The organism is Sphingomonas sp. (assembly GCF_042096255.1).
In the GTDB taxonomy this organism is placed as follows: domain Bacteria; phylum Pseudomonadota; class Alphaproteobacteria; order Sphingomonadales; family Sphingomonadaceae; genus Sphingomonas.
On record NZ_JBELLZ010000002.1, the window covers coordinates 25,679 to 51,938 of the forward strand.

At 68.4% G+C, this 26,260-nt stretch carries 25 protein-coding genes and 1 tRNA gene; 18 read left to right on the top strand and 8 right to left on the bottom strand.

What is annotated here, in order from left to right:
• Positions 1-208: 208 nt before the first annotated feature.
• The 4 genes from ACFDTH_RS00600 to ACFDTH_RS00615 are packed head-to-tail and all read left to right on the top strand — an operon-like array spanning position 209 to position 5,918.
• The gene (locus ACFDTH_RS00600; RefSeq protein WP_375285553.1) at positions 209-2,326 is read left to right on the top strand and encodes a TonB-dependent receptor; all 2,118 of its coding nucleotides are present in this window, start codon (positions 209-211) and stop codon (positions 2,324-2,326) included.
• Positions 2,326-3,048 (top strand): ABC transporter ATP-binding protein, encoded by a 723-nt coding sequence (locus ACFDTH_RS00605; RefSeq protein ID WP_375285554.1) that lies wholly within the window; start codon positions 2,326-2,328, stop codon positions 3,046-3,048. The genes ACFDTH_RS00600 and ACFDTH_RS00605 overlap by 1 nt, the downstream gene beginning before the upstream one ends.
• Before the next feature lie 2 nt (positions 3,049-3,050).
• On the top strand, positions 3,051-4,448 hold the full coding sequence (locus ACFDTH_RS00610) for an ABC transporter permease subunit (RefSeq protein ID WP_375285555.1): 1,398 nt from the start codon (positions 3,051-3,053) through the stop codon (positions 4,446-4,448).
• 9 nt (positions 4,449-4,457) lie between these two features.
• On the top strand, positions 4,458-5,918 hold the full coding sequence (locus ACFDTH_RS00615) for an ABC transporter permease subunit (RefSeq protein ID WP_375285556.1): 1,461 nt from the start codon (positions 4,458-4,460) through the stop codon (positions 5,916-5,918).
• Between the two features lie 5 nt (positions 5,919-5,923).
• On the opposite strand, the gene ACFDTH_RS00620 is transcribed toward ACFDTH_RS00615, so the two are convergent.
• Positions 5,924-7,843: a TonB-dependent receptor domain-containing protein gene (locus ACFDTH_RS00620; protein ID WP_375285557.1), complete on the bottom strand. Its 1,920-nt coding sequence runs from the start codon at positions 7,841-7,843 to the stop codon at positions 5,924-5,926.
• A gap of 373 nt (positions 7,844-8,216) precedes the next feature.
• Here ACFDTH_RS00620 and ACFDTH_RS00625 point away from each other — a divergent pair, with 373 nt between their 5' ends.
• The 4 genes from ACFDTH_RS00625 to ACFDTH_RS00640 all read left to right on the top strand — a co-directional run bounded on the left by ACFDTH_RS00625 (position 8,217) and on the right by ACFDTH_RS00640 (position 11,696).
• On the top strand, positions 8,217-10,100 hold the full coding sequence (locus tag ACFDTH_RS00625) for a gamma-glutamyltransferase family protein (protein WP_375285558.1): 1,884 nt from the start codon (positions 8,217-8,219) through the stop codon (positions 10,098-10,100).
• Between the two features lie 107 nt (positions 10,101-10,207).
• The gene (dmeF, locus tag ACFDTH_RS00630) at positions 10,208-11,134 is read left to right on the top strand and encodes a CDF family Co(II)/Ni(II) efflux transporter DmeF (protein ID WP_375285559.1); all 927 of its coding nucleotides are present in this window, start codon (positions 10,208-10,210) and stop codon (positions 11,132-11,134) included.
• Positions 11,135-11,217: 83 nt separating this feature from the next.
• Complete coding sequence (locus ACFDTH_RS00635) at positions 11,218-11,529, top strand: ArsR/SmtB family transcription factor (RefSeq protein ID WP_375285560.1); 312 nt, start codon at positions 11,218-11,220, stop codon at positions 11,527-11,529.
• Positions 11,526-11,696, top strand: a complete 171-nt coding sequence (locus ACFDTH_RS00640; RefSeq protein ID WP_375285561.1) for a metallothionein — start codon at positions 11,526-11,528, stop codon at positions 11,694-11,696. Before ACFDTH_RS00635 ends, ACFDTH_RS00640 begins: the two co-directional genes overlap by 4 nt.
• 27 nt (positions 11,697-11,723) lie before the next feature.
• Here the strand turns inward: ACFDTH_RS00640 and ACFDTH_RS00645 are convergent, their stop codons facing one another.
• Positions 11,724-12,443 carry a ZIP family metal transporter gene (locus ACFDTH_RS00645; protein ID WP_375285562.1) on the bottom strand — a complete coding sequence of 240 codons (720 nt, stop codon included), beginning with the start codon at positions 12,441-12,443 and terminating at the stop codon, positions 11,724-11,726.
• Complete coding sequence (locus ACFDTH_RS00650; RefSeq protein WP_375285563.1) at positions 12,440-13,489, bottom strand: alpha/beta hydrolase family protein; 1,050 nt, start codon at positions 13,487-13,489, stop codon at positions 12,440-12,442. Before ACFDTH_RS00650 ends, ACFDTH_RS00645 begins: the two co-directional genes overlap by 4 nt.
• Positions 13,490-13,710: 221 nt before the next feature.
• Between ACFDTH_RS00650 and ACFDTH_RS00655 the strand changes: the two genes are divergently transcribed.
• Positions 13,711-14,154 carry a primase-helicase family protein gene (locus ACFDTH_RS00655; protein WP_375285620.1) on the top strand — a complete coding sequence of 148 codons (444 nt, stop codon included), beginning with the start codon at positions 13,711-13,713 and terminating at the stop codon, positions 14,152-14,154.
• Here ACFDTH_RS00655 and ACFDTH_RS00660 read toward each other — a convergent pair.
• Positions 14,110-14,199: transfer RNA gene (locus tag ACFDTH_RS00660), tRNA-Ser, on the bottom strand. The genes ACFDTH_RS00655 and ACFDTH_RS00660 overlap by 45 nt on opposite strands.
• A 113-nt stretch (positions 14,200-14,312) precedes the next feature.
• Between ACFDTH_RS00660 and hspQ the strand changes: the two genes are divergently transcribed.
• The 5 genes from hspQ to ACFDTH_RS00685 all read left to right on the top strand — a co-directional run bounded on the left by hspQ (position 14,313) and on the right by ACFDTH_RS00685 (position 16,691).
• Complete coding sequence (gene hspQ, locus ACFDTH_RS00665; RefSeq protein WP_375285564.1) at positions 14,313-14,690, top strand: heat shock protein HspQ; 378 nt, start codon at positions 14,313-14,315, stop codon at positions 14,688-14,690.
• A 112-nt stretch (positions 14,691-14,802) separates the two neighbouring features.
• Complete coding sequence (gene rplU, locus ACFDTH_RS00670; protein ID WP_375285565.1) at positions 14,803-15,102, top strand: 50S ribosomal protein L21; 300 nt, start codon at positions 14,803-14,805, stop codon at positions 15,100-15,102.
• A gap of 24 nt (positions 15,103-15,126) precedes the next feature.
• A complete protein-coding gene (gene rpmA, locus ACFDTH_RS00675) occupies positions 15,127-15,396 on the top strand; it encodes a 50S ribosomal protein L27 (RefSeq protein ID WP_375285566.1) in 270 nt (89 codons plus the stop codon).
• A 138-nt stretch (positions 15,397-15,534) separates the two neighbouring features.
• Positions 15,535-16,047, top strand: a complete 513-nt coding sequence (locus ACFDTH_RS00680; RefSeq protein WP_375285567.1) for a GNAT family N-acetyltransferase — start codon at positions 15,535-15,537, stop codon at positions 16,045-16,047.
• Between the two features lie 56 nt (positions 16,048-16,103).
• On the top strand, positions 16,104-16,691 hold the full coding sequence (locus ACFDTH_RS00685) for a TetR/AcrR family transcriptional regulator (protein WP_375285568.1): 588 nt from the start codon (positions 16,104-16,106) through the stop codon (positions 16,689-16,691).
• A gap of 113 nt (positions 16,692-16,804) precedes the next feature.
• On the opposite strand, the gene ACFDTH_RS00690 is transcribed toward ACFDTH_RS00685, so the two are convergent.
• Both ACFDTH_RS00690 and ACFDTH_RS00695 read right to left on the bottom strand, forming a co-directional pair.
• Complete coding sequence (locus tag ACFDTH_RS00690; RefSeq protein WP_375285569.1) at positions 16,805-17,149, bottom strand: nuclear transport factor 2 family protein; 345 nt, start codon at positions 17,147-17,149, stop codon at positions 16,805-16,807.
• 4 nt (positions 17,150-17,153) lie between these two features.
• Positions 17,154-18,422, bottom strand: coding sequence for an NAD(P)/FAD-dependent oxidoreductase (locus ACFDTH_RS00695; RefSeq protein ID WP_375285570.1), 1,269 nt, complete (start codon positions 18,420-18,422; stop codon positions 17,154-17,156).
• A 604-nt stretch (positions 18,423-19,026) separates the two neighbouring features.
• On the opposite strand from ACFDTH_RS00695, the gene obgE reads away from it, so the two are divergent.
• A complete protein-coding gene (gene obgE / locus ACFDTH_RS00700) occupies positions 19,027-20,088 on the top strand; it encodes a GTPase ObgE (protein WP_375285571.1) in 1,062 nt (353 codons plus the stop codon).
• A gap of 84 nt (positions 20,089-20,172) precedes the next feature.
• Here the strand turns inward: obgE and thrS are convergent, their stop codons facing one another.
• Positions 20,173-22,155 carry a threonine--tRNA ligase gene (gene thrS / locus ACFDTH_RS00705; protein WP_375285621.1) on the bottom strand — a complete coding sequence of 661 codons (1,983 nt, stop codon included), beginning with the start codon at positions 22,153-22,155 and terminating at the stop codon, positions 20,173-20,175.
• 291 nt (positions 22,156-22,446) lie between these two features.
• Here thrS and ACFDTH_RS00710 point away from each other — a divergent pair, with 291 nt between their 5' ends.
• Complete coding sequence (locus ACFDTH_RS00710; protein ID WP_375285572.1) at positions 22,447-23,043, top strand: TIGR02281 family clan AA aspartic protease; 597 nt, start codon at positions 22,447-22,449, stop codon at positions 23,041-23,043.
• Positions 23,044-23,664: 621 nt separating this feature from the next.
• Here ACFDTH_RS00710 and ACFDTH_RS00715 read toward each other — a convergent pair.
• Complete coding sequence (locus ACFDTH_RS00715; RefSeq protein ID WP_375285573.1) at positions 23,665-24,480, bottom strand: LD-carboxypeptidase; 816 nt, start codon at positions 24,478-24,480, stop codon at positions 23,665-23,667.
• A 50-nt stretch (positions 24,481-24,530) separates the two neighbouring features.
• Between ACFDTH_RS00715 and ACFDTH_RS00720 the strand changes: the two genes are divergently transcribed.
• Both ACFDTH_RS00720 and ACFDTH_RS00725 read left to right on the top strand, forming a co-directional pair.
• Complete coding sequence (locus tag ACFDTH_RS00720) at positions 24,531-25,961, top strand: glutamate ligase domain-containing protein (protein ID WP_375285574.1); 1,431 nt, start codon at positions 24,531-24,533, stop codon at positions 25,959-25,961.
• Positions 25,962-26,005: 44 nt separating this feature from the next.
• Positions 26,006-26,260: a DUF6356 family protein gene (locus ACFDTH_RS00725; protein WP_375285575.1), complete on the top strand. Its 255-nt coding sequence runs from the start codon at positions 26,006-26,008 to the stop codon at positions 26,258-26,260.

Genomic DNA, 26,260 nt, shown 5'->3' on the forward strand with positions numbered 1-26,260 from the left:
CCGCAGGCCGGCCTAAATGGATGGTTGAACCAAAGACGAGTGAGCACCGCTTGAATGGTGTAACATATCATGCTTATGGGCGCGCCGGTCGACAGCGTAGATCGCGCGTCGGTTCGGATTGGGGGACGACATGACGGACGCTTGCGGGCGTAGGGGTTTCGGTGGGCGCGGGCGATGGGTCTTGGCGTCGGTTGCAGCGGCAGCGATCATGGCGTCGATGCCGGCGTACGCGCAGGTGGTTGGCGCCCGTGCGGACGACGACATCGTGGTCACGGGAACGTTGCCGGACACTCAGCTCGACACGGAGAGCGAAGTCGGGTCGCGTAGCGGCCTTTCCAATCGCGAGATTCCGGCGACGCTGACCGTTATCGATCAGGCGGCCCTGCTTGAGCGCGGCGCGCGCACGACGGTGGATGCGCTCAACGCGGTGCCCGGCGTGGTCTCGGCATCGCTGCCCAGCATCCCGGGCGTCACCTCGATCCGCGGATTCACCGGCGATGCGGTCTCCCAGCTGTTTGACGGCGTGCGGCAACCGTTCATGCGCGTGTTCGACAGCTGGAGCTTCGAACGGGTGGAGGTGCTGAAGGGGCCGGCGTCGATCCTCTATGGCGAGGGCGCGCTGGCCGGTGCGATCAACTTCGTGCCCAAGCGGCCGGTGATCGGCAAGCAGTTCGGTTCCGGCCTGGCGAGCTACGGTAGCTTCGACACGCTGCGTCTCGCCGGCGACGTCAACCAGCCGCTGGGCGAGCGCGCTTCAGTGCGCGGTTACGCGAGCTACAGCCGATCGTCCGGCTATGTCGACGACACCGACAGCGAGCTGTTCGCGGGCACGCTCGCCGTCAAGGGCGAGCTGACCCATGGGCTGGTCGCCGACCTGGCCGTCGACGTGACCACCGACGATGCCTCCAGCGCCTATTGGGGCACGCCGCTGGTGCCACGCGAGGTCGCCCGCGATCCCACCGATCTTGTGCGGTCGCCCAATGGCTACGTCATCGACCGTTCGCTGCGGCGGACCAACTACGAGTTCGAGAACAGCTCCACCCGCTCGCGCACCGTCTGGGCGCGCAGCAACATCGCCTGGCAGATCAGCGAGAACGTCCGGCTGGTCAACCAGCTCGACTTCTACGACGCCATCCGGCGCTGGCGCGACTCCGAGCGGTACAGCTACATTCCCGAGAGCGGGATGCTCCGGCGCGACATCACGCGGATCGACCACGACAACGACATCGTCACCGAACGGTTCTTCGCCTCGGTTGACACGTCGATCCTCGGCCTGCGCAGCCGCTCGACGATCGGCGTTGAGTATAGCGACTTCAACTTCGAGAACCCGCGCAGCTTCGGCACCGCCGCACCCGCAGCGCTGCGTGATCCGGTACGCGGCCTCTTCCCCGATCTTTCCGCCATCGAGAACTTCGCGGGTGCCGGCAACCGCACGGTGTTCAGAACGGGGATCGTCACCAAGGCGGTGTTCGCCGAGGAGGCGCTCAACCTCACGCCGGACCTGCTGCTCGTCGGCGGGCTGCGCTTCGACGACATCGAACTGAAACGGCGGGTCACCGATCTCAACGCGAACACAAATCAGACGTTTGGGCAAGACTATCACCCATTCTCCTGGCGGGCGGGCGTGGTCTATGGCGTTGCCGAAGGCGTCGAACTCTACGGCCAGTACAACCGCGCCAGCCTATCGATCGCCAGCCTCGCGCTGATCGGACTCGCCGACACGCGCTTCCGCCTGTCCACAGGCGAAACCGCTGAGGGCGGCGTCAAGGCCACGTTGTTCGATCGCCGGCTGACGCTCACCGCCGCGGGCTATTGGATCCGCCAGAACAATATCGTCACGCGTGATCCGAACAATGCCGCCATCTCGATCCAGGGGGGCCGCCAATCCTCCCGCGGTGGCGAGGGATCGGCGTCGCTGGCCATTGCCGACGCGCTGCGCATCGACGCCGGTTATGCCTATACCGACGCGCGTTACGACGTGCTGCGCGAGGCCGGCGGCAATCGTGCCGGCAACCGTCCGCCCTTCGTGTCGGATCACGTCGGCAACCTGTTCGCGATCTGGCGCCGGCCGGGCGACGGCCCGTCGATCAGCGCGGGCCTGCGGGCGGCTTCCAGCTACTTCACGGACACCGCCAACACGATCCGCGTGCGCGGCTATGCCGTCGCCGACGCCTCGGTGGGCTATCGCCTGGGCGGGTTCGACCTCGACCTGCGCGTGCGCAACCTGACCGACAGCTTCTATGCCACCTGGCGCGGCGGATCGGTCACCCAGCTGATGATCGCGCCCCCGCGCAGCGTCGATCTGACGCTGACGGGTCGTTTCTGATGGAAAGGCCACAAGCCATGCTGGAAGCGGTGGAGGTGTCGAAGCGGTTCGGCACCAACCTGGCGCTCGACGCCGTGTCGATCCGGGTCGATCCGGGCGACATCTATTGCCTGCTGGGTGCCAATGGCGCGGGCAAGACGACGCTGATCAACCTGTTCCTGGCGTTTCACAAGCCAACGGCGGGCAGCGTGCGGATCAACGGCCACGACGTCGCCGACCATGCGCTCGAGTCCAAGCGCGACATCGCCTACATCCCCGAGACGGTGATGCTCTACGGCATGCTGTCGGGCGTCGAGAACCTCGACTATTTCGCGGCGCTGGCCACCGGCGAGCGGCTTTCCCGCACCCGCCTTCTGGAACTGCTCGGCGAGGCAGGCCTGCCATCGGACGCGCCCGACCGCCGGGTCTCGGACTATTCGAAGGGCATGCGCCAGAAGGTCGGCATCGCCATCGCGCTCGCCAAGAACGCCCGCGCGCTGCTGCTGGACGAGCCGACCTCGGGGCTGGACCCGTCCGCGGCCAACGAATTCTCCATGCTGCTCGGCCAGGCGCGCGACCGCGGCGTGGCGGTGCTCACCACCACGCACGACCTGTTCCACGCCAAACAGACCGGCACGCGCATCGGCATCATGAAGCGCGGACACCTCGTCGCCGAGATGCGTAGCGAGGATGTGAGCCACACTGACCTGGAGGCGCTCTACCTCCAGCACATGCGGAGCTGACGATGCTGCGGCTGATCGCCAGCAAGGACCTGCGTGAGTTCCTCCGCGACGGGCGGCTGCCCTGGGCGGGCGGCCTGATCGTGCTGCTGCTGCTGACGGCCGCGGCGGTGGGCTGGGTGCAGCAGACCGCGGTCCAGGCGGAGCGCGTCTCCGGCCAGGCACTCGACTATCAGGCTTGGGTCAACCAGGGGTCCCGGCATCCCCATACCGCCGCCGACCAGGGCATGAACGTGTTCAAGCCCGAGCCGCCGCTCGCCATCTTCGACACGGGCGTGGAGCCCTATGTCGGCTCGACCATCTGGCTCCAGTCGCACTCGCAGGGCGAGGTGAAGTTCCGCCCCGCGCAGGACGCGACCGGCCTGCAGCGGTTCGGCTCGCTCACCCCGGCCTGGGTCCTCCAGGTGCTGGTGCCTTTGCTGGTCATCATCCTGGGGTTCAGCGCCTTCGCCAGCGAGCGGGAAGGCGGCACGCTGCGCCAGCTGCTCAGCATCGGCGTGTCGCGGCGGCGGCTCTTGTGGGGGAAGGCGCTGGCACTTGGGGCAAGCGTCGGCCTGCTGCTGCTGTCGGGTGCGGCGCTGGTCGGCGGCCTGGCGCTGGTGACGGCGCCGGCCGGGACCGCCGGCGATGTCGCCGCCCGGCTGGCGGGGCTGGCCCTCGGCTACGGCCTATATCTGGGCGCGGTGATCTTCTTGGTTCTGGCGGTGTCCGCGATCTGCCGCACCTCACGGGTGGCGCTGTTCTCGCTGCTCGCGATCTGGATCGTTGGCGTGCTGATCGCGCCCAAGGCGATCTCCGACATGGCCGTTGCCCTTCACCCCACCCCTTCGCGGATCGACTTCGCCAAGGCGGTGCGCGACGAGGAGAACGCCACCTCGCGCAAGGTGTGGCTCAAGAACTTCGGCGTCGAGACGCGGTGGGATCCGCGCGTGCCGCTGAGCAAATGGGGCATCGCGCTGCGAGTGACCGACCACAACGGCTATCGCGTCTACGATCGCCAGTTCGGCGCTTTGTGGGATACGTTCGAGCGGCAGCAGCGCTTGCAGGAATGGGCGGGTCTCCTCGCGCCAGTGGTGGCGATGCGCAGCCTGTCGATGGCGCTGTCGGGCACCGACTTCAGCCAGCACCGCGACTTTTCTGAAGCTGCGGAGCGTCAGCGGCGGATCATCCAGGAGGTAGTGTCGGAGGATCTGATCAAGAACGCCGATCCGCTCGGCGACCGGCACTTCAGCTACCGCGCCAGTCCGACGCTCTGGGCCAAGGTGCCGGAGTTCCACTATCCGCTGCCGCGGATCGGCTTTGCGCTGTCCCATCACTGGCCCAGCCTGGTCGTGCTTGCCGCAAGCTTCCTGCTGGCGATGGCGCTCGCTTTGGTCGCCGTGTCCCGCCGCCTGCGCGTCTGAGAGGTGACGATGAACAGAATGCGCACCCTGCGGATGGTGGTCCGCCACGAGCTCAGGGCATTAATCGCCGATCGCTCGCTGGCGCTCGTCTGCGCGCTGCTGATCGCGCTGATCGGCTACGCCTTCTACAACGGCCTTACCGCGACGGAGAACCGCGACCGGACCGTAGCGTCGGTGCTCGACGCCGAGCGGAAGGCGGTCGAGGCCAATGTGCAGACGCTGCACCGGATCGAGACGGGGCAGCAACGGCCGGGTCCGTTCGCCAACCCGGCCAATCCGGCCACGATCGGCGGCGGCGGCGCGGGCCGTTATGCGGTGATCCCCACCAGCGGTCTTGCGCCGGTGGCGATCGGCCAGGGGGACATGATCCCCAATTATTATGCGATCGGCTACGGCAGCAAGGTCAGCTTCATGTATGACAGCGAGATCGAGAGTCCGTGGAACCTCCTCAACGGGCATTTCGATCTCGCCTTCCTGATCGTCTTCCTGCTGCCGCTGCTGGTGTTCGCGCTCAGCTACAACCTGCTGTCCAGCGAGCGCGAAGCCGGAACGCTGCGGATGCTGCTCTCGCAACCGCTGGACCTTGCGACTTTGCTGACCGGCAAGGTCGCGGTGCGCGCGACCGCGGTGATCGGCATCGCCGCGATCCTGCCGGTAATCCTGCTGCTGATCTTCCGGCCCGAGGCACGCGGTGCCGAGCAGATCGCCGGCGTCGCCTTGTGGATGGGGCTGGTCGCCGTCTATGGCCTGTTCTGGTTCGCGCTGGCCTTCCTGATCAACAGCCTGGGCCGCTCGTCGGCCTTCAACGCGCTCAGCCTGATCGCCTGCTGGACGCTGATCGTGCTGGTCGCGCCGGTGCTGCTGAACCTGGCGGTGGGCATGGCCGAGCCGGCACCCTCGCGTACCGAGCTGACCAACCGCACCCTCGCGATCAAGGCGGAGAACCTGCGCAGCTACGACAAGCTGTTCCACGGCGACTACAACTACGTCGCCAAGCCAGACGCACTGTTGGCGAAGAACGGTCGGATCGAGATGCCGCCGCGCGCCCGCGCGACCTTCCTGGCCGATCGCGACATGGATGCGAAGATCGACGACCTGCTGAAGCGCTTCGACGACCAGTTGCGCGCCCAGCAGCGTCTCATCGACCGGCTCGGTCCCATCTCCCCGGCGGTGATCGCCTATGAGGGCTTCTCGTCCCTGGCGGGCAACAGCTCTCGACGGTATCTCGCCTTCAAGGCGCAGGTGGACGCCTTTCATGACCATTGGCGCGCCTATTTCGTGCCGCGTATCCTGGGCGGGCGGGCGATGGGGGAAGCGGAGCTGAGGAGCCTGCCGCGCTGGACCTGGCGCGAACTGCCCGCGGGCGAGACCAGGGCCGATACCCGCTGGCGCATCGGCCTGCTCCTCACGCTCACCGCCGCGCTGCTCGTCGCCGGCGTGCTCCGGCTGCGACGTTACTCGATCGCCTGATCTGCTCAGAAATCCGCAGCGAGGTACAACAGGGCTCGCCGCTTGTCGGTGAGCCCGTAGCTGTTGCTCCCCACCACGTTCCACGCGAATGTGTCGGTGATGTTGGCGATCTGGAACCGCAGCATCGCCGGCGCCCGGGCGAGTTTGAAGCGGTAGCGCATGCCGATGTCGACCAGCGTGTAGCCGGGCACGAACACGGTGTTCTCGCGCGAAGCTGCGCGCCGGCCGAAGTTGGCGACCGCACCGTCGATCGAGAAGCCCGGAAGGAACGCCGGTCGCCATTCCGCATTGGCGCGCAGCACCCGCGCGGGCTGGTTGAGCGGGATTTCGCCGACCCGGCCGAGCTCGACGCCCTGTCCCGTCACGCGCGGCCGCATCAGCACCGCGCCCGCGATCAGGCTGACGCTGTCGACCGGATTGCCGGCGAGGCTCAGTTCGGCGCCGCGGTGGCGGACGTCGCCGAGGATCGCGAAGACGTTCCGCTCGTCGGTGTTGAAATAGGGTTTGCGGATGTCGAACACGCCCGCGACCAGCTTCATCCGGTCGTTCAACGCCCAGCGCACGCCCGCATCGGCCTGGCTGGTGCGGATCGCGGGCAGCGCCTCGTTGCGGTTGGCGGCGTTGACCGGGGCGATGCCGCTCTCTTCCAGCCCGCGGGTGTAGCCGGCGTAGAGCGCCACCCGGTCGGAGAGGAAGCCCGCGGCCGAGGCGTTGAACAGCCACGGCCGATCGCGCCGCTCCGCGTTGGGCACGCCGCCGGGAAGGTCGATGGTCTTGCGATAATCGGTGCGCTGCACCCCGACGCTCAGCTCGCCGACATTGCGCCAGCGCCCCTCATAGGCGATCCCGAACGTGCTCTGACGCACGCGGTCCTGCGTCCGTTCGCCGAAGAGGAAGCCAGGCTCGGCAACGGGCACCTGGTCGCCAAGCCGCCGGGGCCCGAGATCGATCGCAGCGGTGCCGCCGCCATACAGGCTGTCGAGCCGGCGCGCGCGGACGGACGCGTGCAGCGTGTGCAGCCGCGGCCCTTCGACGAGGCTGCGGCTCACCCGCAACTCCCCGCTGGTCGAGGCGTAACGCTGGCCGGGATCGGCCGAGACACGCTCGGTGGTGATGCCGTCGCGGGTCGTGCCGACGAACAGCTCGGCGAAGTTCTGCTCGTTGACGAAGATCGACCGGAACGCACCGGCCGAGAGCGCCCAGCTGTCGCCGATCCGCGCCTTGACGATCGCGCCAGCATTGATGCTGCGGCTGTCCTTGGCCGCCCAGTCCTGGCCGAAATAGCGCCGGCGGGGCGCCTCGGGCGGAACATAGTCGCCGCCGGCGATCACCGTGGGCGCGACCTGCTCGTCCTTGCCGATCGTCATCGACCAGAAGGGGATGACCTCCACCCGGTCGCTCGGCCGCCAGCGGGGGATCACGGCGAAGCGGCCGTAGTGCGCGTCCGAGCCGTCGTAATATTCCTCATGCGCATAGGAGACGCCGAGCGCCACGCCCAGCCGCTTGCCGCTGATCGGCAGCTGCGCATCGACTTCGACGGTCGGCGCGCCATAGGCGAAACTGCCCGCGACGACGCTGACCAGCGGCTTCTCGCCGACCCGGCGCAGGCGATAGTCGACGATGCCGGTAGGGGCGGGGAAGGGGTATCCCTGCGCGCTCAGCCCGACACGGATGATGGAGCTTTCCACCAGCCGCGTCGCCAGCGATCCCTGACGGTCGATATAGACGCCTTCCAGCCGCACGTTGCCCGCGGTTACGGGCGAGAAGCCGCGCACCTGGCTGGGCGAATAGAGCCCGATGGTCTCGTTACCGACCGACGAGCCGAAGGCGTCCTCCGCTGCGGTGACAGCATTGTCGGTGGCACGCTGTGCGTGAGCCGTCCCGCAGAGCATGGTTGAGGCGAGCATGCAGGCGAAGAAGCGCATGTCAAATCACCGTCGAGCGGCGATCAACTGTAGCGCCGCCGACAGGCCAGGACCGTTCGATTTGCACACCTTCATTGTCCCCCCCCCGAGCTAACAACGCGCTTTAATGTTATATTATCCCATTGCAAGCTTTCGGCCTCTCCCGCCGCGCCCCGCGGCGATCGGCTCGATGCCGCGGCGTGCCACAAGCGCTGCGTGCTGTCGCCGATCCGCGGGGCTGCCAATTCGTCGAGGTACGGGCGGCTTCGTCCGTCAAGCTGAACGCGCGCGGACAGGGCGAAAGCGGCATCCTCTATCGCCGCCGGAGCGGGGCCGGCGGCCCGTTCGCCATGCCCGCTTGCCAACGGCAGGTCGACTGGCGAAGCTGCGCTCCATGCGTCGCCGTACCTTCCTTGCCGCTTTGCCTGCCGCCGCCGCGGCCCCCGCCTTCGCTGCGCAGCAGGGAGCCGCCGCACCCGAGCAGGGCACCGCCGGCCCGGGGCAGGGTGGGGCGCCCCAGCCTGCGACCGCCGATGCCGCGCCGCTGCCGAAGCGGTGGGCGGCCGGCGAGGACCGGTTCCTCCGCCCCGACGTGCATGCCGGGGATCGCCCGGTGGGCGCGAGCTTTGCCTCGCGGACCGCGGTCTATGGCCTCAGCGGAGCAGCGGGGACCGCGCATCCGCTGGCGACGCAGGCCGGCATCGACATCCTGCGCCGCGGCGGATCGGCGGTGGACGCCGCGATCGCGATCAACGCGTGCCTGGGCCTGCTGGAGCCGACCTCCAGCGGCATCGGCGGCGACGTTTATGCGATGATCTGGGATCCGGCGCAGCGCAAGGTGGTGGGTCTGGCCGGCTCGGGCGCCTCGCCGCGCGGGCTGTCGCTGGAGACCGCGCGGTCCAGGGCGAAAAACGGCGCGCTGCCGCCGCTGGGCGCGGTCACTGTGTCGGTGCCCGGCGCGGTGGACGGCTGGTGGACGCTGCACCAGCGCTACGGCAAGCTGCCGTGGGCGGCGCTGTTCGAGCCCGCGATCGCGATGGCCGAGGCGGGCACGCCGGTGCCGGACATGATCGCCTACTACATCCGCCGCAGCATGGCGAACTTCCGGCGGCCGGGGAACGGCATCGAGGACCCGAGCAATGCGCTGCGCACCTGGGGCATGGCGGACGGCCGCGGGCCGGCGGCGGGGCAGGTGTTCCGCAACCCGGACCTGGCGCGCACCTATCGCCTGATCGCGGCGGGCGGGCGCGACGCCTTCTACACGGGCGAGATCGCACAAACGATCGACCGCTATTTCCGCCGGATCGGCGGCTGGCTGCGCGCCGCGGACCTCGCCGCGCATCGCTCCGAATGGATCGAGCCGCACCGCACCGACTATCGCGGCGTCACCGTTCATGCGCTGGGCGCGAACACGCAGGGCATCGCGACGCTGCAGATGATGAACATGCTGGAGCGCTTCGACCTGGGCGACGCTGGCTTCCAGTCGCCCTTGTCGATCCATCTTCAGGCGGAGGCCAAGCGGCTGGCCTATGAGGACCGCGCGCGCTTCTACGCCGACCCGCACTTCGCCAAGGTGCCGGTCGAGTGGCTGATCTCCAAGGATTACGCCGCGGAGCGGGCGAAGCTGATCCGGCCTGACCGCATCCTCTCGCCCGTCCATCCCGGCCAGGCGCCCAGCCGTGGCGACACCACCTATTTCTCCTGTGCCGATGCGCAGGGCATGATGGTCTCGATGATCCAGTCCAACTTCCGCGGCATGGGATCGGGGCTGGTGGCCGACGGACTGGGCTTCATGTTCCAGGACCGCGGCCAGCTTTTTAGCCTGCGCGACGGCCACCCCAATATTTACGCGCCGGGCAAGCGGCCGTTCCAGACGATCATTCCCGGCTTCGCCACCCGCGGCGACCAGCCATGGATGAGCTTTGGCGTGATGGGCGGGGACATGCAGCCACAGGGACAGGCGCAGATCCTGATCAACCGCATCGACTATGGCCTGGAGATCCAGGCCGCGGGCGATGCGCCGCGTTGGCATCACGAGGGCTCGTCTCAGTCGATGGGCGAGGACGCGCCGGGGCTCGGGGCGACCGGGTTGCTGCGGCTGGAGAGCGGCGTGCCGCTGGCGACGCGCGCGCGGCTGGCCGAGATCGGTTGGCGGATCGGCGACCCGGACGGCGGCTTCGGCCGCTACGAATGCGTGGAGCACCGGATGGACGGCGCGACCCGCGTCTATGCTGCGGCGAGCGAGATGCGCGCGGACGGCTGCGCGCTCGCTTACTGACCGATTGTGGTGCGCCGGCCACACCCGGCCGGCCGATGTGCCGGCCCCGGCTGACATGCGCCCGGCATCTGGTGCATAGCGGCGGCGTCCAACGGATCGCCACCATTATGTCGACATCTTGCAGCCAGCTCGAACAGGATCACCGCCACCATGAAGCCGGCGAGAGGGCAACCACGCTGGTGCTCGCCCTTACCGTGGTCACCATGGTCGCGGAGATCGCCGCCGGCTGGTGGACGGGTTCGATGGCTCTGCTGGCGGACGGCTGGCACATGGGGATGCATGCTGCGGCGATGGGGGTGGCGCTGTTCGCCTATCGCTTCGCGCGCCGGCATCGCGCGTCCGGGCGGTTCGCGTTCGGGGCGGGCAAGGCGGCGGACCTGGGCGCCTTCGCCAATGCGGTGATGCTGGCGGTGGTGGCGGTGCTGGTGGCGGGCGAATCGGTGGAGAAGCTGGTCGCTCCTGGTCCGATCGCGTTTAATGCAGCGATGACGGTGGCGGCGATCGGCCTGGCGGTCAACCTGCTGAGCGCCTGGCTGCTGCGCGAGCAGCCGCATGCGCATGGCTGCGGGCACGTCCACGACAACAATCGCGAGGCCGCCTATGTTCATGTGCTGGCCGATGCGCTCACCAGCGCGCTGGCGATCGCGGCGCTGTTCTGCGGCCGGCGCTACGGACTCGTCTGGCTCGATCCGCTGGTGGGGCTGCTGGGTGCGGCGGTGATCCTGCGCTGGGCCTATGCGCTGGTCCGCAAAGCCGCCGCGGTGCTTCTCGACGCGACGCCGGACGAGGTGGCCGATCGGATCGGCGGCATTGTCGCCCGCCATGGCGACGAGTTGCGCGATCTGCATGTCTGGCCGATCTCCGCCGGCCGCTACGCCGCGACGGTGAGCGTCCTGGGCGAGGCGGACCTTTACCGTGGCGAGATCCTCGCACTGCCTGCGATCGCGCATCTGACGCTGGAGCGCGCGGGTGGGCGCGAGCCTGTCCGTGCCTCCTGCGGCCACGATCACCATCACCACCACCACAGTCACTGAGCATGTCTCACAGACCTGCGTTTTAGGCGTTGACAACACATGCACACACGTTCATATAAGCACTTGTTCATGTGTTGGCATCAATGACTCCTGACCAGGGCAATGAGCTGGCGGAAACGTTCCGGCTGCTCGGGGAGCCCAACCGGCTTCGGCTGGTTGCGGCCTGCCTCGATCGGCCGAGGACGGTGGGCGAGCTGACGGAGGAGATCGGCATCAGCCAGTCGCTGGTGTCGCATCACCTTCGGCTGCTGCGCGCGGCGCGACTGCTCCGGCAGACGCGCTCCGGGCGCAACGTCCTGTACGACCTGCCCGACTGCCACGTCGCGACCATGCTGACCAACATGATGGAACACGTCACCGAACCCGATCACGACCATCCCGGAGAAGACCAATGACCGTTACCGTCGACATGGTGAAGTGCGCCTGCGCCGATTGCGTCTGCGTCGTCAGCACCAGCAACGCCGTGCAGGCCGAAGGCCGCATCTTCTGCGGCGACGCCTGCGCCTCGCACCACGAGGGCAAGGCCGGCTGCGACCACGCCGGCTGCGCCTGCCACGGCTAAGCTCTTCGCCGGGCGGTTGAGCGTGGCTCAGCCGCCCGGTTCGGCGATCGCCGTCATCACCAGCATCAGCGCGACCCCGGCGAGCACGCCCAAGGTCGTGCGCAAGCGGCCGTCGCGGGCCAGGCTCCGCGGCACCAGTTCGCAGGCGCCGATGTAGAGGAACACGCCGCCGAACACGGCCATCAGCGGGGCCAGCACCCAGGCCTCCAGCCGAATCAACAGGCCGGCCACCACACCGGTGATCGGCGCCAGACCGTTCGCAACCAGCCAGCGCAAGGCGGTGCGTTGATGGCTGGCGGCCAGCGCCAGGCTCACCGTGTTCATCCCATCCGCGACATCGTGGGTCAGCACCGCCACTGCGACCACGCCGCCGATCTCCGGCGCGATCTGGAACGCCAGGCCCATTGCCAGCCCGTCCAGAAAGCTGTGCAGCGTCAGGCTTGCCGGGCCGAGATGCACCTGCCAGCCCGTGCTTCGTCGGGCGCTTGCCAGCAACCGGGTCAACAGCAAATAGCCCGTGAAGCCCAGGGCCGCGCAGGTCAGCACCGCACGGTGCGAGTAGCTGCGCTCACCGAACTCGAGCGATTCGGGAAGCAGGTCGAAGAAGGCAACGCCGAGCACCACGCCGGCCGCGATCGCCAGCAGGAGTGTCAGGCGCCCGGCCATGCGCAGCGCCAGCACGCCGCCCAGCACGGTCGCAAGGCTGGCCGCGATTCCGAAGCCGAGTGGCATCCACCAGGCGTTCATTCCGCGTCCGTCTCGCTGGCCGGCAGCGCCGTGACACCGTTCGCCGGCGCGGCCTTGCCGTCGCGTACATAGGTGTCGAACCAGCGATCGAGTTCGCCCCGCGCGTCAGCCATGTCGGCCAGCAGGTCGTGCCCGCCACCCTCATATACCTTCAGCCGATAGGATCGCTTGAGCCCCTGTAGGGCCTGCGCCATCCGCAGCGCCTCGTCCGGCGCGACGCGTGGATCGTCGCCGCCTTGCAGCAACAGGATGGGGGTGGGCGCCAGACGCTCCGGCCAGCGGATCGCCGAACGGCGGGCAAGCGCGCCTTCCTGGTCACGGGCGTAGCCGGCGATGACATCGGGGTAGACGAAGCGGTCGAACTCGGCGCGTCGCGGGGCGGTGACGAGATCGGTCGGCCCGCCGACGATCGCCGCCGCCTTGAGCCGCGTCGTTCGCGCGAGCACGCCATAGCTGACCATCCCGCCTCGGCTGAACCCCCAGAGTCCCACCCTTTGCGGATCGGCACCGGGCAGGCGATCGACCAGCTTGAGCAATGCTAGCACGTCGGCGATGTCGCCTTCGCCGAAGCTCGGCTTGCCCTCGCTCCCCATTTCGCCACGATAGGCGGTCGCGAGCACGATATAGCCTCGCTCGGCCAGACGGTGGAACTCGAGCACTTCGGGGACGATGATGCGGCCCCATCGCGCCACCCCGCCATGCGCGTAGAGGATCACCGGGTGAGGCCCCGGTGAGGGCGGCGCCACCATGATGCCGCGGATCAGCAGTCCGTCACTGCGATAGCCGATCCGGCTGGCGGTGACGGTTCGGCCAGATTGATAGCGGCTGTAGTCCGCGTCGGAGACCAGCGTGTCATAGCGGCGCGCCGCCGCATCGCCGTCCGGCAGCTCGCGAACGAATGCCAGCCACTCGGCACGCGTGTCATAGGCCAGGCGAAGCGGTTCACGGATCTCGAACGGAGGCGCCGCAGCGGTGGTCACTGGCGGCGCAGGTGCGGCGGCGGCGATGCAAAGGGCGGCGGCAAGCGCGATCACGACTTTCGACACGGTGGCGCCAGATCCCTCTTCAGCCTCGGAAGCCCTTTGGCAGGCGTGTCGCGACGTTACAACATACCGTGAGTGCAAGGTTTTGCTGTTGCGACGCGTCTGTTCCGATGGAGACCAGCGAACCGTGTCGTTGGCATCCCTCCACTCGTGGGAAGATGGCGGCGCCGGCCGAGACTCACATCCGCTGCGGGAAGAGTAAGGTCTCCGATTGGCTAAGGATGATGTTGGGACGGTACGCGGTCAAGATCGCCCAGGCTGATGGGATCACCGGTAAGTTTAACGCTCATCACGAGAACAGGGTTCTGGTGGTAGCAGATGAGGCGGTGCGCAGCATCGGCAGCAGGGCTGATGCCATTATCAAGGATATGATTACGAGTCCGGTCATGCAGATCGAGGAAAGGGGCGCGATCAGAAGGAAGTTAGCAACTTCATCGGACTTGCCATGCTTTGCAACGATTCCCGCGTGGTCCGTGCGACCGTTGATGAGCGTCGCTATCTTGTTCTCAAGTGCGGGGAAGGCAACATCCGGGACCAGAAGTTCCTTTTCGAGATGGATCGTGGGCACCTCGATGGCCATCGCGAGAGCAGGCCAGCGTAAGCAACTACAATTCAACGGAAGGTGGCGGAGAGGGTGGGATTCGAACCCACGTTACGGTTCCCCGTAAACCGCATTTCGAGTGCGGCGCGATCGACCACTCTGCCACCTCTCCGCGAGGTCATGTGCGGGCGAACCCGCGGCCGAGCGGGCGCCCTTAGACTGGAAGCGACCGGCCGCGCAACCCTTGCTTGTGCAACGGCGCGGACGCACTAGATCATTCGCGTGATGAGTGAGCTTCTTCCCGACCAGACTGATGCCGGCGTGCCGGAGGCGCCGCCGATCGCCCATGCCGATTTCTCGATCGGCGACGTGGTGCGCCACCGCATGTTCGACTTCCGCGGCGTGGTGTTCGACGTCGATCCCGTCTTCAACAACTCCGACGAATGGTATGAGGCGATCCCCGCCGCGATCCGCCCGCGCAAGGACCAGCCCTTCTACCACCTGCTCGCCGAGAATGCCGAATCGAGCTATGTCGCCTATGTCAGCCAGCAGAATCTGGTGCCCGACGACAGCGACGAGCCGGTGGAGCATCCCGCCATCGCCGGCATGTTCAGCGAGTACGTCGACGGGCGGTACAATCTGCGCCAATCCTACCGGCATTGAGCGCCGATCGGCCGCTGGGAGGTTGACAGGGGAGGGCGCCTGCCTTAGCTGCGCCCTTCCTCCTGCCGGGGCCACCCCGAGCGGGCACAAGCATTTGGAAAGTGTTCGAGCCATGTTCGCAGTCGTGCGCACGGGCGGCAAGCAGTATCGCGTCGCCGCCGGAGACAAGATCGTCGTCGACAAGATCGACGGCGAGGCCGGTGCGTCGGTGACGCTGGGCGACGTGCTCGTCGCCGGCGAGGGCGCCGAGCTGCGCTCCACCGACGGCCTCACCGTTGCTGCCGAGATCATCGCGCAGGCGAAGGGCGAGAAGGTGATCGTCTTCAAAAAGCGCCGCCGTCACAATTATCGCCGCCGCAACGGCCATCGCCAGCAGCACACGATCCTCAAGATCACGTCGATCGGCGCGTAACGGCTCGGGCGAGGGAGACTTAAGATGGCACATAAGAAGGCAGGCGGTTCTTCGCGCAACGGTCGTGATTCGGCCGGTCGTCGCCTGGGCGTCAAGAAGGCGGGCGGCCAGGCCTGCATCGCGGGCAACATCCTGGTGCGCCAGCGCGGGACCAAGGTGTATCCGGGCCGCAACGTCGGCATCGGCAAGGACCACACCCTGTTCGCGCTCACCGACGGTCAGGTCGTCTTCCATGACGGCAAGCTCGGCCGCAAATTCGTCTCGGTGGACATGATTCAGGCCGCGGCCGAGTAATCGGGCGACCACACGGGTCGCCCACCAGGGTGACCCGGGCCTGTTCAGGCCAACCAACAAGGGAGGCGGGTCACCCCGGCTCCCTTTTTCTTTGCTCCCTCAGCTCGCGGGCCGATGCCTGCAACGGTGAGGTGGAGCATGTTCGCACGCACGAAGCGGCTGACGCTGCGGCCCGGCTGGCCCGAGGAGGCGGAGGCGTTGCGCGACGCGATCGCGCACGAGGCCGTCGTGATGCGCCTCGCCCGTGCGCCCTGGCCCTATGCGCTCGAGCATGCGGCGGACTTCCTGTCGCGTGATCGTGGCGCGGAGGAGGCGACCTTCCTGATCTTCGCACATGATGATCCCGCGCCGCGCCTGGTCGGCGGCATCGGGCTGGAGCACGCGGGTGCGGGCAAGGCGACGCTCGGCTATTGGCTCACCCCGTCCGCCTGGGGGCGCGGCTATGCCGGCGAGGCGGCGGCGATGATGCTGGAGATCGCACGCCACGCGTTCGGCATCGCGCGGGTCGAGGCCACCCACCACCTCGACAACCCCGCCTCGCGCCGCGTGCTGGAGAAGCTCGGCTTCGTCGAGGTCCGTCGCGAATCGCAGATGTCGCTGGCGCAGGGCAGGGCGGTGCCGTGCGCGGTAATGGCGCGCGCGCTGGCCTGAGCCGGCAGCGGCTTCGCCATTGTGTTTCCGAACATTTCCTCCGAAGGCCCAAGGCGATGTCCGTCACCCCGCTCCCCGTCCGCCGCCGCCTGTCCCCCGAGGAATCGCGTGAGGCGGCGCTGGAGGCGGCGCGCGCGTTGCTGGTGGAGGTGGGCCCGCAGGCGGTGACGCTCAAGGCGGTTGCCGGGCGGATCGGGCGGACGCATGCCAACCTGCTCCATCATTTCGGCTCCGCGGAAGGCCTACAGAAGGCGCTGATCGCCAAGATGGCCTCCAGCATCGTCGGCACGATCAAGGCGGCGGTGTTCCGTTCGCGCGAGGTGCAGGATCCCGCCGAGGTGGTGGACCTCACCTTCGACGCGTTCGGCAAGAACGGCGCCGGCGCGCTCGCCAGCTGGATGATCCTGTCGGGCAATGAGGATGCGCTCGATCCCATCCTCACCGCGATCCACGACCTGGTCGAGGAACTGGCGCAGGAGCACAAGAACGACGTGCCGATCCATGAGGAAACGCTGCAACTGGTGCTGATGGCGCTCGGCGACGCGCTGCTCGGTGCCCCCATGGCCCGCGCGCTCGGGCTGCCGCGCGATCGCGCGCGGGAGTTGGCAAGGCAGATGCTGCTGGCGGATCGGACGGGGAGCTGATCCTTCAAGCTTGAGCACCTCCCCGGCGAACGCCGGGGCCCAGTTGCGGGCGGCCCGGTCCTGGGCCCCGGCGTTCGCCGGGGAGGCGACCCAAATTCCAGCAGGGCCGAACCTCACCCCGCCAGCTGATGCACGTACACCTCGTTGTGCGCGATCCGCCCGCCCGCCATCAGCACCAGGTCGAACCCGCGCAGCCGCCCGCCGTCGGCAACCTCGCAATACCAGCGCCCGCAGAAGCCGCCGGGGATCGGCCACACCTCGTCGGGCGTGTAGGTCATCGCCGGGGTCGCCGCGAACAGCCCGGTCAGGTACGCCCGCAGCGCGTCATGCCCGGTGATCCCGCCCGCGGTCTGCGGATCGTGATAGGTGCAGTCGGGCGCGTAGAATTCCAGCAGCGCGGGCACGTCCTTGGCGGTCCAGGCGGCGAGCCAGTCGGCGTTGAAGCGCTCGATCTCCATCGCGTCAGCCCCCCAGCACCCGCGCGACATGCGCGGGTTCGCCAAGTACCCGCGCGATGTGCGCGGACTCGAACGTCTCCGCCGGCACCATCTCCGGACCCGCAAGCGTGGCGACGCCGTGCATGCCCAGGGTCGGATCGACCGCGCTGCCCTCGTGAAAGCGCCGCCGCCGGTCGCGCGCGACCTCGCCAAACTCCATGTCCAGCCCCGCCTGCATCTCCGCCGCGATGCGCAGCCGGCGCATCCGCTCGGCGCGCTCCTCGGCATAGGGGCCGAAGTCGGGCGCCTGGCCCGCGGGCGTCGCCAGCAATATGTCGCTGACCAGCCGCACGTCGCGATAGGTGATCGACAGGCCGAGGCCGAGGATCGGATCGTTCCATCCCGCCGCATCGCCCACCAGTACCGCGCCCGCCGCAAAGGGCCGCTCGGCCGCGGAGCAGTTGTTGTAATAAGCGAACAGCGGCCCCGCGGGTACGCCGCTCGCGATCCGGTCGTTATGCGGTGCCGATCGCATGCGGAACGCGTCGAGGAAGCGCGCCGGCCCCTCGGCGCCCGCGAACCGCGTCTTCTCCGCCAGCGACCAGCCGCCATAGATGCGCACCCGCCCGGCGCCCTGAGGAAAGGCGAGAAAGGCGAAATCGTCCTCCGTGCCGATCGCCTGGCGCGTCTCGTCCCAGCCCTCGACGTCGTCGACCAGCAGCCCGGCGAACCAGTGATGCGGCTTGTCCTGTTGGAGGGTCAGGCCGGCGGCACGGCGCACGCCCGACTGGCGCCCCTCCGCGCCGACCACCAGCGCCGCGCGGGCGACGTGCTGTGCGCCCTCATGGCGGTAGGTGACCTGCGGCGTGGCGGAGAGGTCGATCGCCTCCACCTCCACCCCGCGTAGCGCGGTCGCGCCGGCGGCGACCGCCTGGTCGAACAGGGTCTGGCAATGGACCGGATGGCGGATGCACAGCGGCCCCGGCACCTCGGGCGCGAACATCCCCAACGGCAGCGCCGCCGCCTCCGCCGCACCCGGATCGCGCGTCTCGTCATAGGTGACATGGCTGGTCAGATGATGCCCGCCCGCCGCGAGCAGCGCGTCGTACAGGCCCAGCCGCTTCGTCTCGGTGACGCCCCAGGGCGCGATCCACTCGCCGCGCACCCGATCCTCATAGGCGGTGGATTTCTCCAGCAGCAGCACCGATCGGCCCGCCCGCGCCAGCACAGCCGCCAACGCCGACCCACCGATCCCGCCGCCCACGACGATCACGTCATATGCGTGCCTGCCCATCGCGCTCTCCTCGCGTCGCCGGCTTCTAAGTCGATCGACTGACTTGGGGTAGGCGCGGGGGTGCGGGGAAGTCAATCGGGCGGTTCGCACGGCCGGACGGCCACCAAGATCCTCCCCCTCCGGGGGAGGAAGCGCGAATGCGCGAGGAGAGGGAGGACGGCGGCACCCCCGCGGCAATCACACCGCTTCCGCCCCACCCGGCACATTCGTGCCTTCTCCCAGTGGCGGGGGAGGATCGCGATTGCAAGTTGGCAGCTTTCAAACACGAAAGCGGCCGCTGCACGCTAGGAAGATCGAGCGGCAAGCCTTCCGGCACCACGCCGCTGTCCTACAAGACCCCGATGTGATATCCTGCCGGCGCTCTTTGAACCGTCGATCATCCAGCACACGCCGAGCCCTCGCGCCCGCGTCGAAGCGACTTACACCCGTATTTGTCTCCCATCTGCGCGAAGTTCGTGAAGTTCCGCCAGCCGCGGCAAAGCCGCCCTTCGACTGCCTGCCAAGGCAGGCGCTCAGGACAGGCTGTGTCGGACGCCGCCGGAGCGGCGCCGGCCGGGCGGACGCCGGGTCGCTTTAGCTGGGCTAAAGCGTTAGGCGTCTCGCCATGCACTTCCTCGATCAAGCCAAAATCTACGTCTCCTCCGGCGCCGGCGGGCCCGGCGCGGTCAGCTTCCGTCGCGAAAAATTCATCGAATATGGCGGGCCGGACGGCGGCAACGGCGGCAAGGGCGGCGACATCATCTTCGAGGCGGTGGCCGGGCTCAACACGCTGATCGACTTCCGCTACACCCAGCATTTTCGCGCGCCGCGCGGCTCGGGCGGCTCGGGCTCCAACCGAACCGGCGGCGGCGGCGACGATCGCGTCATCCAGGTGCCGGTCGGCACGCAGGTGCTGGACGAGGACCGCGAGACCGTGCTGCTCGATTTCACCCGCGTCGGCCAGCGCGAGGTGTTCCTGCGCGGCGGCGACGGCGGGCGCGGCAATGCCAGCTACAAAACCTCCACCAACCGCGCGCCGCGCCAGCACGGCACCGGTTGGCCGGGCGCCGAGGCGTGGGTGTGGCTGCGGCTGAAGTTGCTCGCCGATGCCGGGCTGGTCGGCCTGCCCAATGCGGGCAAGTCCACCTTCATCAACGCGGTCACCAACGCGCAGGCCAAGGTGGGTGCCTATGCCTTCACCACCACCCGCCCGCAGCTGGGCGTGGTGCGGCACAAGATGCAGGAGTTCGTCGTCGCCGACATCCCCGGCCTGATTGAGGGCGCCGCGGAAGGCGCCGGCATCGGCGACCGCTTCCTCGGCCATATCGAGCGCTGCCGCGTGCTGCTCCACCTCGTCGACGCCAATGACGCGGACGTGGCGCGCAGCTACGAGATCGTCCGCGACGAGCTGGCGAACTACGGTGCCGGGCTGGACGAGAAGCCGGTCGTCGTCGCGCTCAACAAGATCGACACGCTCGACGACGAGCTGATCGCGGCGCTCTCCGCCGAGCTGGAGGAGGCGAGCGGCGCCCCGGTGATCCCGCTCTCCGGCGCCAGCGGCACCGGCGTCGACTGGGTGCTCGACCAGTTGCTGGAGGCGATCGGCCCGCGCGAGGCCGCGTCGGACGAGGCGTTCGGCGAAGCTGAGGACGCGATCGAATGGTCGCCGCTGGGCGAGGGGCGGTAGACTCTCCGTTCGTGCTGAGCGAAGTCGAAGCACATTCCCCCACGCCGGGGCTTGGCCTTCGACCTCGCTCAGGCCGAACGTACGTTACCGCAAATCGGGCGGAGTCGCCTCCGCGCGCAGCATGGCGACCGCCTCGGCCAAAGTCACGACCTGCTGCTGCTGCTCGCCCAGCCGGCGGATCGCGACCTTGCCTTCCTCCGCCTCGCGCTTGCCGACCACCAGCAGCGCCGGCACCTTGGCCAGCGAGTGCTCGCGCACCTTGTAATTGATCTTCTCGTTGCGAAGATCGCTCTCCACGCGCAGCCCCGCACGGCGCAGCTCGGCCACCACCTGCCCGGCATAGTCATCCGCATCGGAGACGATCGTCGCCACCACCGCCTGCACCGGCGCCAGCCACAGCGGCAGCTTCCCCGCGAAATGCTCGATCAGGATGCCGATGAACCGCTCGAACGATCCCAGGATCGCGCGGTGCAACATGATCGGGCGGTGGCGCTCGCCATCCTCGCCGACGTACGACGCGTCGAGCCGCTCGGGCAGCACCGTGTCGGTCTGGATCGTGCCGACCTGCCACGTCCGCCCGATCGCGTCGGTCAGGTGGAACTCCAGCTTGGGCGCGTAGAAGGCGCCTTCGCCCTCCAGCTCCTCCCAGCCGAACGCGTCGGTGTTGCGCCCCGTTGCCGCCACCGCATCGCGCAGCGACTGTTCGGACCAGTCCCACATCTCTTCGCTGCCGAACCGCTTTTCCGGCCGCAGCGCCAGCTTGATCGCATAGCGGTCGAAGCCCAGATCCTGATACACCGCATCGAGCAGGTCGATGAACTTCGCCACCTCCTCGACCAGTTGGTCCTCGCGCACGAAGATGTGCGCATCGTCTTGGGTGAACTGGCGCACGCGCATGATGCCGTGGAGCGCGCCATGCGGCTCGTTGCGGTGGCAGCAGCCGAACTCCGCCATGCGGATCGGCAGGTCGCGATAGCTCTTGATGCCCTGGCGGAAGATCAGCACGTGCGCCGGGCAGTTCATCGGCTTCAGCGCCATCCAGTCCGCGTCCTGCGACACCACCGGGCCTTCATCTTCGACGTTCGGCACCTCGTCCGGGATCACGAACATGTTCTCGCGATACTTGCCCCAATGGCCGGATTTCTCCCACTGGCGCGCATCCATCACCTGCGGGGTCTTCACCTCGGCATAGCCGCCCGCGTCCAGCCGGCGGCGCATGTACGCCTCCAGCTCGCGCCAGATCATATAGCCCTTCGGGTGCCAGAAGACGCTGCCGTGCGCCTCGGCCTGGAGGTGGAACAGGTCCATCTCCTGGCCCAGCCGGCGATGGTCGCGCTTGGCGGCCTCCTCCAGCATGTGGAGGTGCGCGTCGAGCTGCTTCTTGCTGAGCCAGCCGGTGCCGTAGACGCGGCTCAGCATCGCATTCTTCTGGTCGCCGCGCCAATAGGCGCCCGAGACGCGGGTCAGCTTGAACGCCTGCGGATCGAGCCGGCCGGTGGAGGGCATGTGCGGGCCGCGGCACATGTCCAGCCACTGGCCCTGGCGATAGATGGTCAGCTCCTCGCCATCCGGCAGCTCCGCCGCCCACTCGGCCTTGAAGGTCTCGCCCTGCCGCTTCCACGTCTCGATCAATTGCTCGCGCGACCACACCTCGCGCACGAACGGCTCGTTCTTCGCGATGATGCGCCGCATCTCCGCCTCGATCGCGGGCAGGTCGTCCTCGGTGAACGGTCGCTCCTTGGGTGCGAAATCGTAGTAGAAGCCGTCCTCGGTCGCCGGGCCGAAGGTGATCTGCGTGCCGGGAAACAGATGCTGCACCGCTTCCGCCATGACGTGCGCGAAATCGTGGCGGGCGAGTTCCAGCGCGTCCTTCTCGTCCTTGCTCGTCACCAGCGCCAGCTGCGCGTCGCCGGTGAACGGGCGCGACAGGTCGCGCAGTTCACCATCCACCCGCGCGGCGATCGCCGCCTTGGCGAGGCCGGGGCCGATCGCCGCGGCGACATCCGCCGGGGTCGACCCTTGCGGCATCTCCCGCACCGAGCCGTCGGGAAGCGTGATCGAGAACATGTCCATGATGAATCCTGCCTTCAGGGGCGGCGCTTAGGCGAGCGCGGGCGATACGGGAAGGCGCCCGGCGGAGAGGGAAGCAGGTGAGGGGCGCCGACTCACCCGTTCCGGGCGGCCGCGCCGAAGCTAGGCGCGCCGCCCGCGGCTAGTCTGGGGGACGGCGCGGCGGATCATGCGCGCGATATAGCGAAATCGCAGGCGCGATACCACCTGTAGTCAGCAACGGGAAAGCGACCCTCTGTTAGAGCCTGTACCAGCATGAACCCTTTGCCTGCCATCACCCAAGACCAGATGATCCTCTTCGCCGTGGTGGCGGGTGCCTTCGCGCTGCTCGCGGTGCTCCGCCGCATCCCGGTGATCGGCACGATCGTCTCGGTCGCCAGCTGGATCGCGCTCGCCGGCGCGCTCGCGGTGTTGCTGGGCCAGCGCGAGAAGTTCGATCCCGTCGTCGGCCAGATCGCGGCGATGCTGAACCTGTCGGACGATCAGAAGGTGGTCGGCGAGGTGACCCGCGTGCCGATGTCGCGCGACGGCCACTTCTGGGTGCGCGCCACCATCAACGGGGTCGAGCGGCGGATGCTGGTCGATTCGGGCGCCACCGTCACCGCGCTGTCGCAGGCGACCGCGGCGGCGGCGGGCATCGACGCCAAGCCCTCGCCCTTCCCGATGCTGATCCGCACCGCCAACGGCACGATCAGCGCCGAAACCGGCGACCTTCAGGAGTTGCGCATGGGCAACATCGTCGCGCGCGACCTCGCGGTGGTGGTCTCGCCCGCCTTCGGCAACGCCGACATCCTCGGCATGAACTTCCTGTCGCGACTGAAGAGCTGGCGCGTGGAGGGGCGCACGCTGATTCTGGTGCCGAACCACCCGCAGTCGGTGGACTGAGTGGCGGCGCGCTCACCACCGTCGTCGCCGCCCCGGTCCCATCATCCCCGCTTTCGCAGGGATGACAATTAGGGAGGGGCCAACGATACCTTCTCCGGCTACGCCACCCCGAAGCGCCTCCCCGGCGAACGCCGGGGCCCAGTTGCGAGCGGCCCGATACTGGACCCCGGCGTTCGCCGGGGCGGCGTGCCAGGCAGGGCTGGATCCGCTCCGAACTGCGATCCCTCCGGCCCGACCCTCATCCCACGTCACCCCGGACCTGATCCGGGGTCCCGCTACCTCTCGCCACCGAGGAAGCGGCATATCGGCGCAGACCTGACTTGAGCTTCGCCGCGGGTGACCCGAACGGCCAGTAATGGGCGTTTGCAGCCCTTCTGCTGTTTCGCTTCCGAGCAATCTTCACTGTCCTACAAGCGAGCCGAGTGCTATGACTATGTCTCGGCTCTTTCCAGCGTCCAGACCCTTACGACTTGCTGGATCGGGCAAGCAGGGTGCGCGTGCGCCTGGCTCTCGGGAACATCGCTCCGACTCCTGCCCGCAACGTCCCCGCCACCGCCGACGGTGTAAAGTTAGTGTCAACTTCCGCACGATCCGCCCACGCCCGATCGCGGGCTCGCCCGGTCAGGCCACCCCGAACGGCACCACCCGGTTCGCCTGCGTATGCCCGATCTCCGCGCGTCCGAGATACGGCACTCCCATGTCCCGGCACCAGCGCGCGATCATCACCTCCAGCGTCTCGCCCCAAGGCGGATCATTCTCCTGCACCGCAGTCACCGCGCCCAGCCGCACCCCCGCCAGCCCCTTGAGCTGCGTCGCATTGGCCATGGTGAAGAGCAGCCGATCCAGATTGTACATCGGCTCGGACACCTCCTCGATCATCAGCACATGGTCGGCGAGGTCGGGCAGCCAGGGCGTGCCGATCAGTGATCCGAGAATGGCGAGGTTGAACGCCGCCGCGGGCGCGCCGCCGAGGCTCGGCTCAAGCCCCGCCCGCTCCCCCCGCGTCAGCCAGCCGAGCGAGCGCGCCACCGTCCGGTCGCCGCCATCGCGGCGGATATCGGTCGCCATCGGCCCGTGCGCGACCCGCCCGATCCGCCGCGCGTAGAGCGCCGCCAGCAGGAACCCCATGTCCGAATAGCCGAGGTAGGCCTTGTCGCGCGCCGCCGAACCGAGCCGCGGCATCGCCTCCGCGAGGATCCGGTTGGAGCCATAGCCGCCACGCGCGAACCAGATCGCGCCGAACGCGGGGTCGTTGGCGAACTCCAGGAAGGCAGCGGCGCGGCGCGCGTCCGGGCCGGCGAAATGCCCCTCGGCCTCGAAGCATTGCGGGTGGAACACCAGCTCCACCTCGGGATAGGCGAGCGCGGCGAAGGCGGAGAGCGGCGCCACCACCTCCGGGTTGAGCGTGTTCGCCGGCGCGACGATCCCGATCTTCAACGCGTGTCCCCGCTTGCCCGTGCCGTTCGCAGCCGCGATAGCGCCGGGCCATGCACGACGGCAACATCGCAGGGCAGCGCTTCTTTCTGGTGGGTATCGGCGGATCGGGGATGATGCCGCTGGCGATGATCCTCGCGGCGCGCGGCGCGCGCGTCGAGGGATCGGATCGCGGGCTCGACCAGGGTCGCGTGCCCGCCAAGTTTGACGCGCTCCGCGCGCTGGGCATCGCGCTCCACCCGCAGGACGGCAGCGGCATCGTCTCGGCCGATCAGCTGGTGGTCGCCTCCGCCGCAGTCGAGGCTATGGTGGCGGACATCGTCGCCGCCGAAATGCTCGGCTGCAAGCGGATGACCCGCGCCGAGCTCAACGCCGTCCTGTTCAACGCCAGCCGGCTGCCGATCGGCGTCGCCGGCACCAGCGGCAAGTCCACCGTCACCGGCATGATCGCCGCCATCCTCCAGGCCACCGGCCGCGACCCCAGTGTGATGAACGGCGCGGTGATGAAGGACTTCGCCACCACCGACCGCCCCTTCGCCAGCGCGCTGGTCGGGCAGGGCGACGCCTATGTCAGCGAGGTGGACGAGAGCGACGGCTCGATCGCGCTCTACGCGCCCCGTATCGCAGTGCTCAACAACGTCAGCCTGGACCACAAAGCGCTCGATGAGCTCAACGCGTTGTTCGGCGCCTTCATCGGCAAGGCGACGCACGCTGTGGTCAACCTCGACAATCCCGATGCCGCCACGCTGGCAATGGCATTACCCGCGGACCGGGTGCTCGGTTTCGCCATCGATCGCGAGGCGCGGCTGCGCGCGACCGGCCTCGTCGAGGAGCCGTTCGCCATCGCTTTCGACCTTGCGGTGGACGGCACGCGGGCAGGCAGCGTCCGGCTGGCGGTGCCGGGCCGCCACAATGTGTCCAACGCGCTCGCCGCGATCGGCGCTGCGGTCGCCGCCGGCGTGCCGGTGGCGGAGGCGACCGCGGCGCTGTCGCACTTCTCCGGCCTCAAGCGTCGCTTCGAGCTGGTCGGCGAAGCCGCAGGCGTGTCGGTGATCGACGATTTCGGGCACAATCCCGACAAAATCGCGGCGACGCTCGATACCTTGCGTGCCGCGCCCGGCCGCCTGCGCTTGCTGTTCCAACCGCACGGCTATGGCCCGCTGAAGCATATGCGCGCCGAACTGGTCGCCACCTTCGCGGCGCGGCTCGGGCAGGACGATCTGCTGGTGTTGCCCGATCCGGTCTACCAGGGCGGCACGGTCACGCGCGAAGTGACCAGCGCCGACATCGTCCGCGATCTCACCGTCGCCGGCAGCCCGGCGCTGCACATTCCCGATCGCGAGGCGGCTGCCGCCCACCTCGTTTCCATCGCGGCACCTGGCGATCGGATCGTCGTGATGGGCGCACGCGATGACACCTTGTCGCTGCTGGCGCTGCGGATCGTCGACGATCTCGCCGCAAGGGGGGCGACTTTCGACGAATGACGTGGCAAGGGAGCGCCGCCTCGGAATTGCACGAAAGAGCCGCGATGATCCGCCGCCTGTTCCTCGACCATCCCGCTGCGGTGGGCGAGACCTATGTAGAGCATTTCGGGGTGGCGACGCGCTTCGGCGTGCGGATGATCGCAGGCGGGGTCGGCGCGGTGGTCCACGGTGTCCTGCCGTTCGCGTTCAAGACAACGGGAAGCCGGACGATCGACCGGCTTCACGCCGAGATGGTCGCCAAGCGCCGCGCTGTCCGGGAAGCGCAGGCTCAGCTGAAGACGGTCGAATATATCATCTGA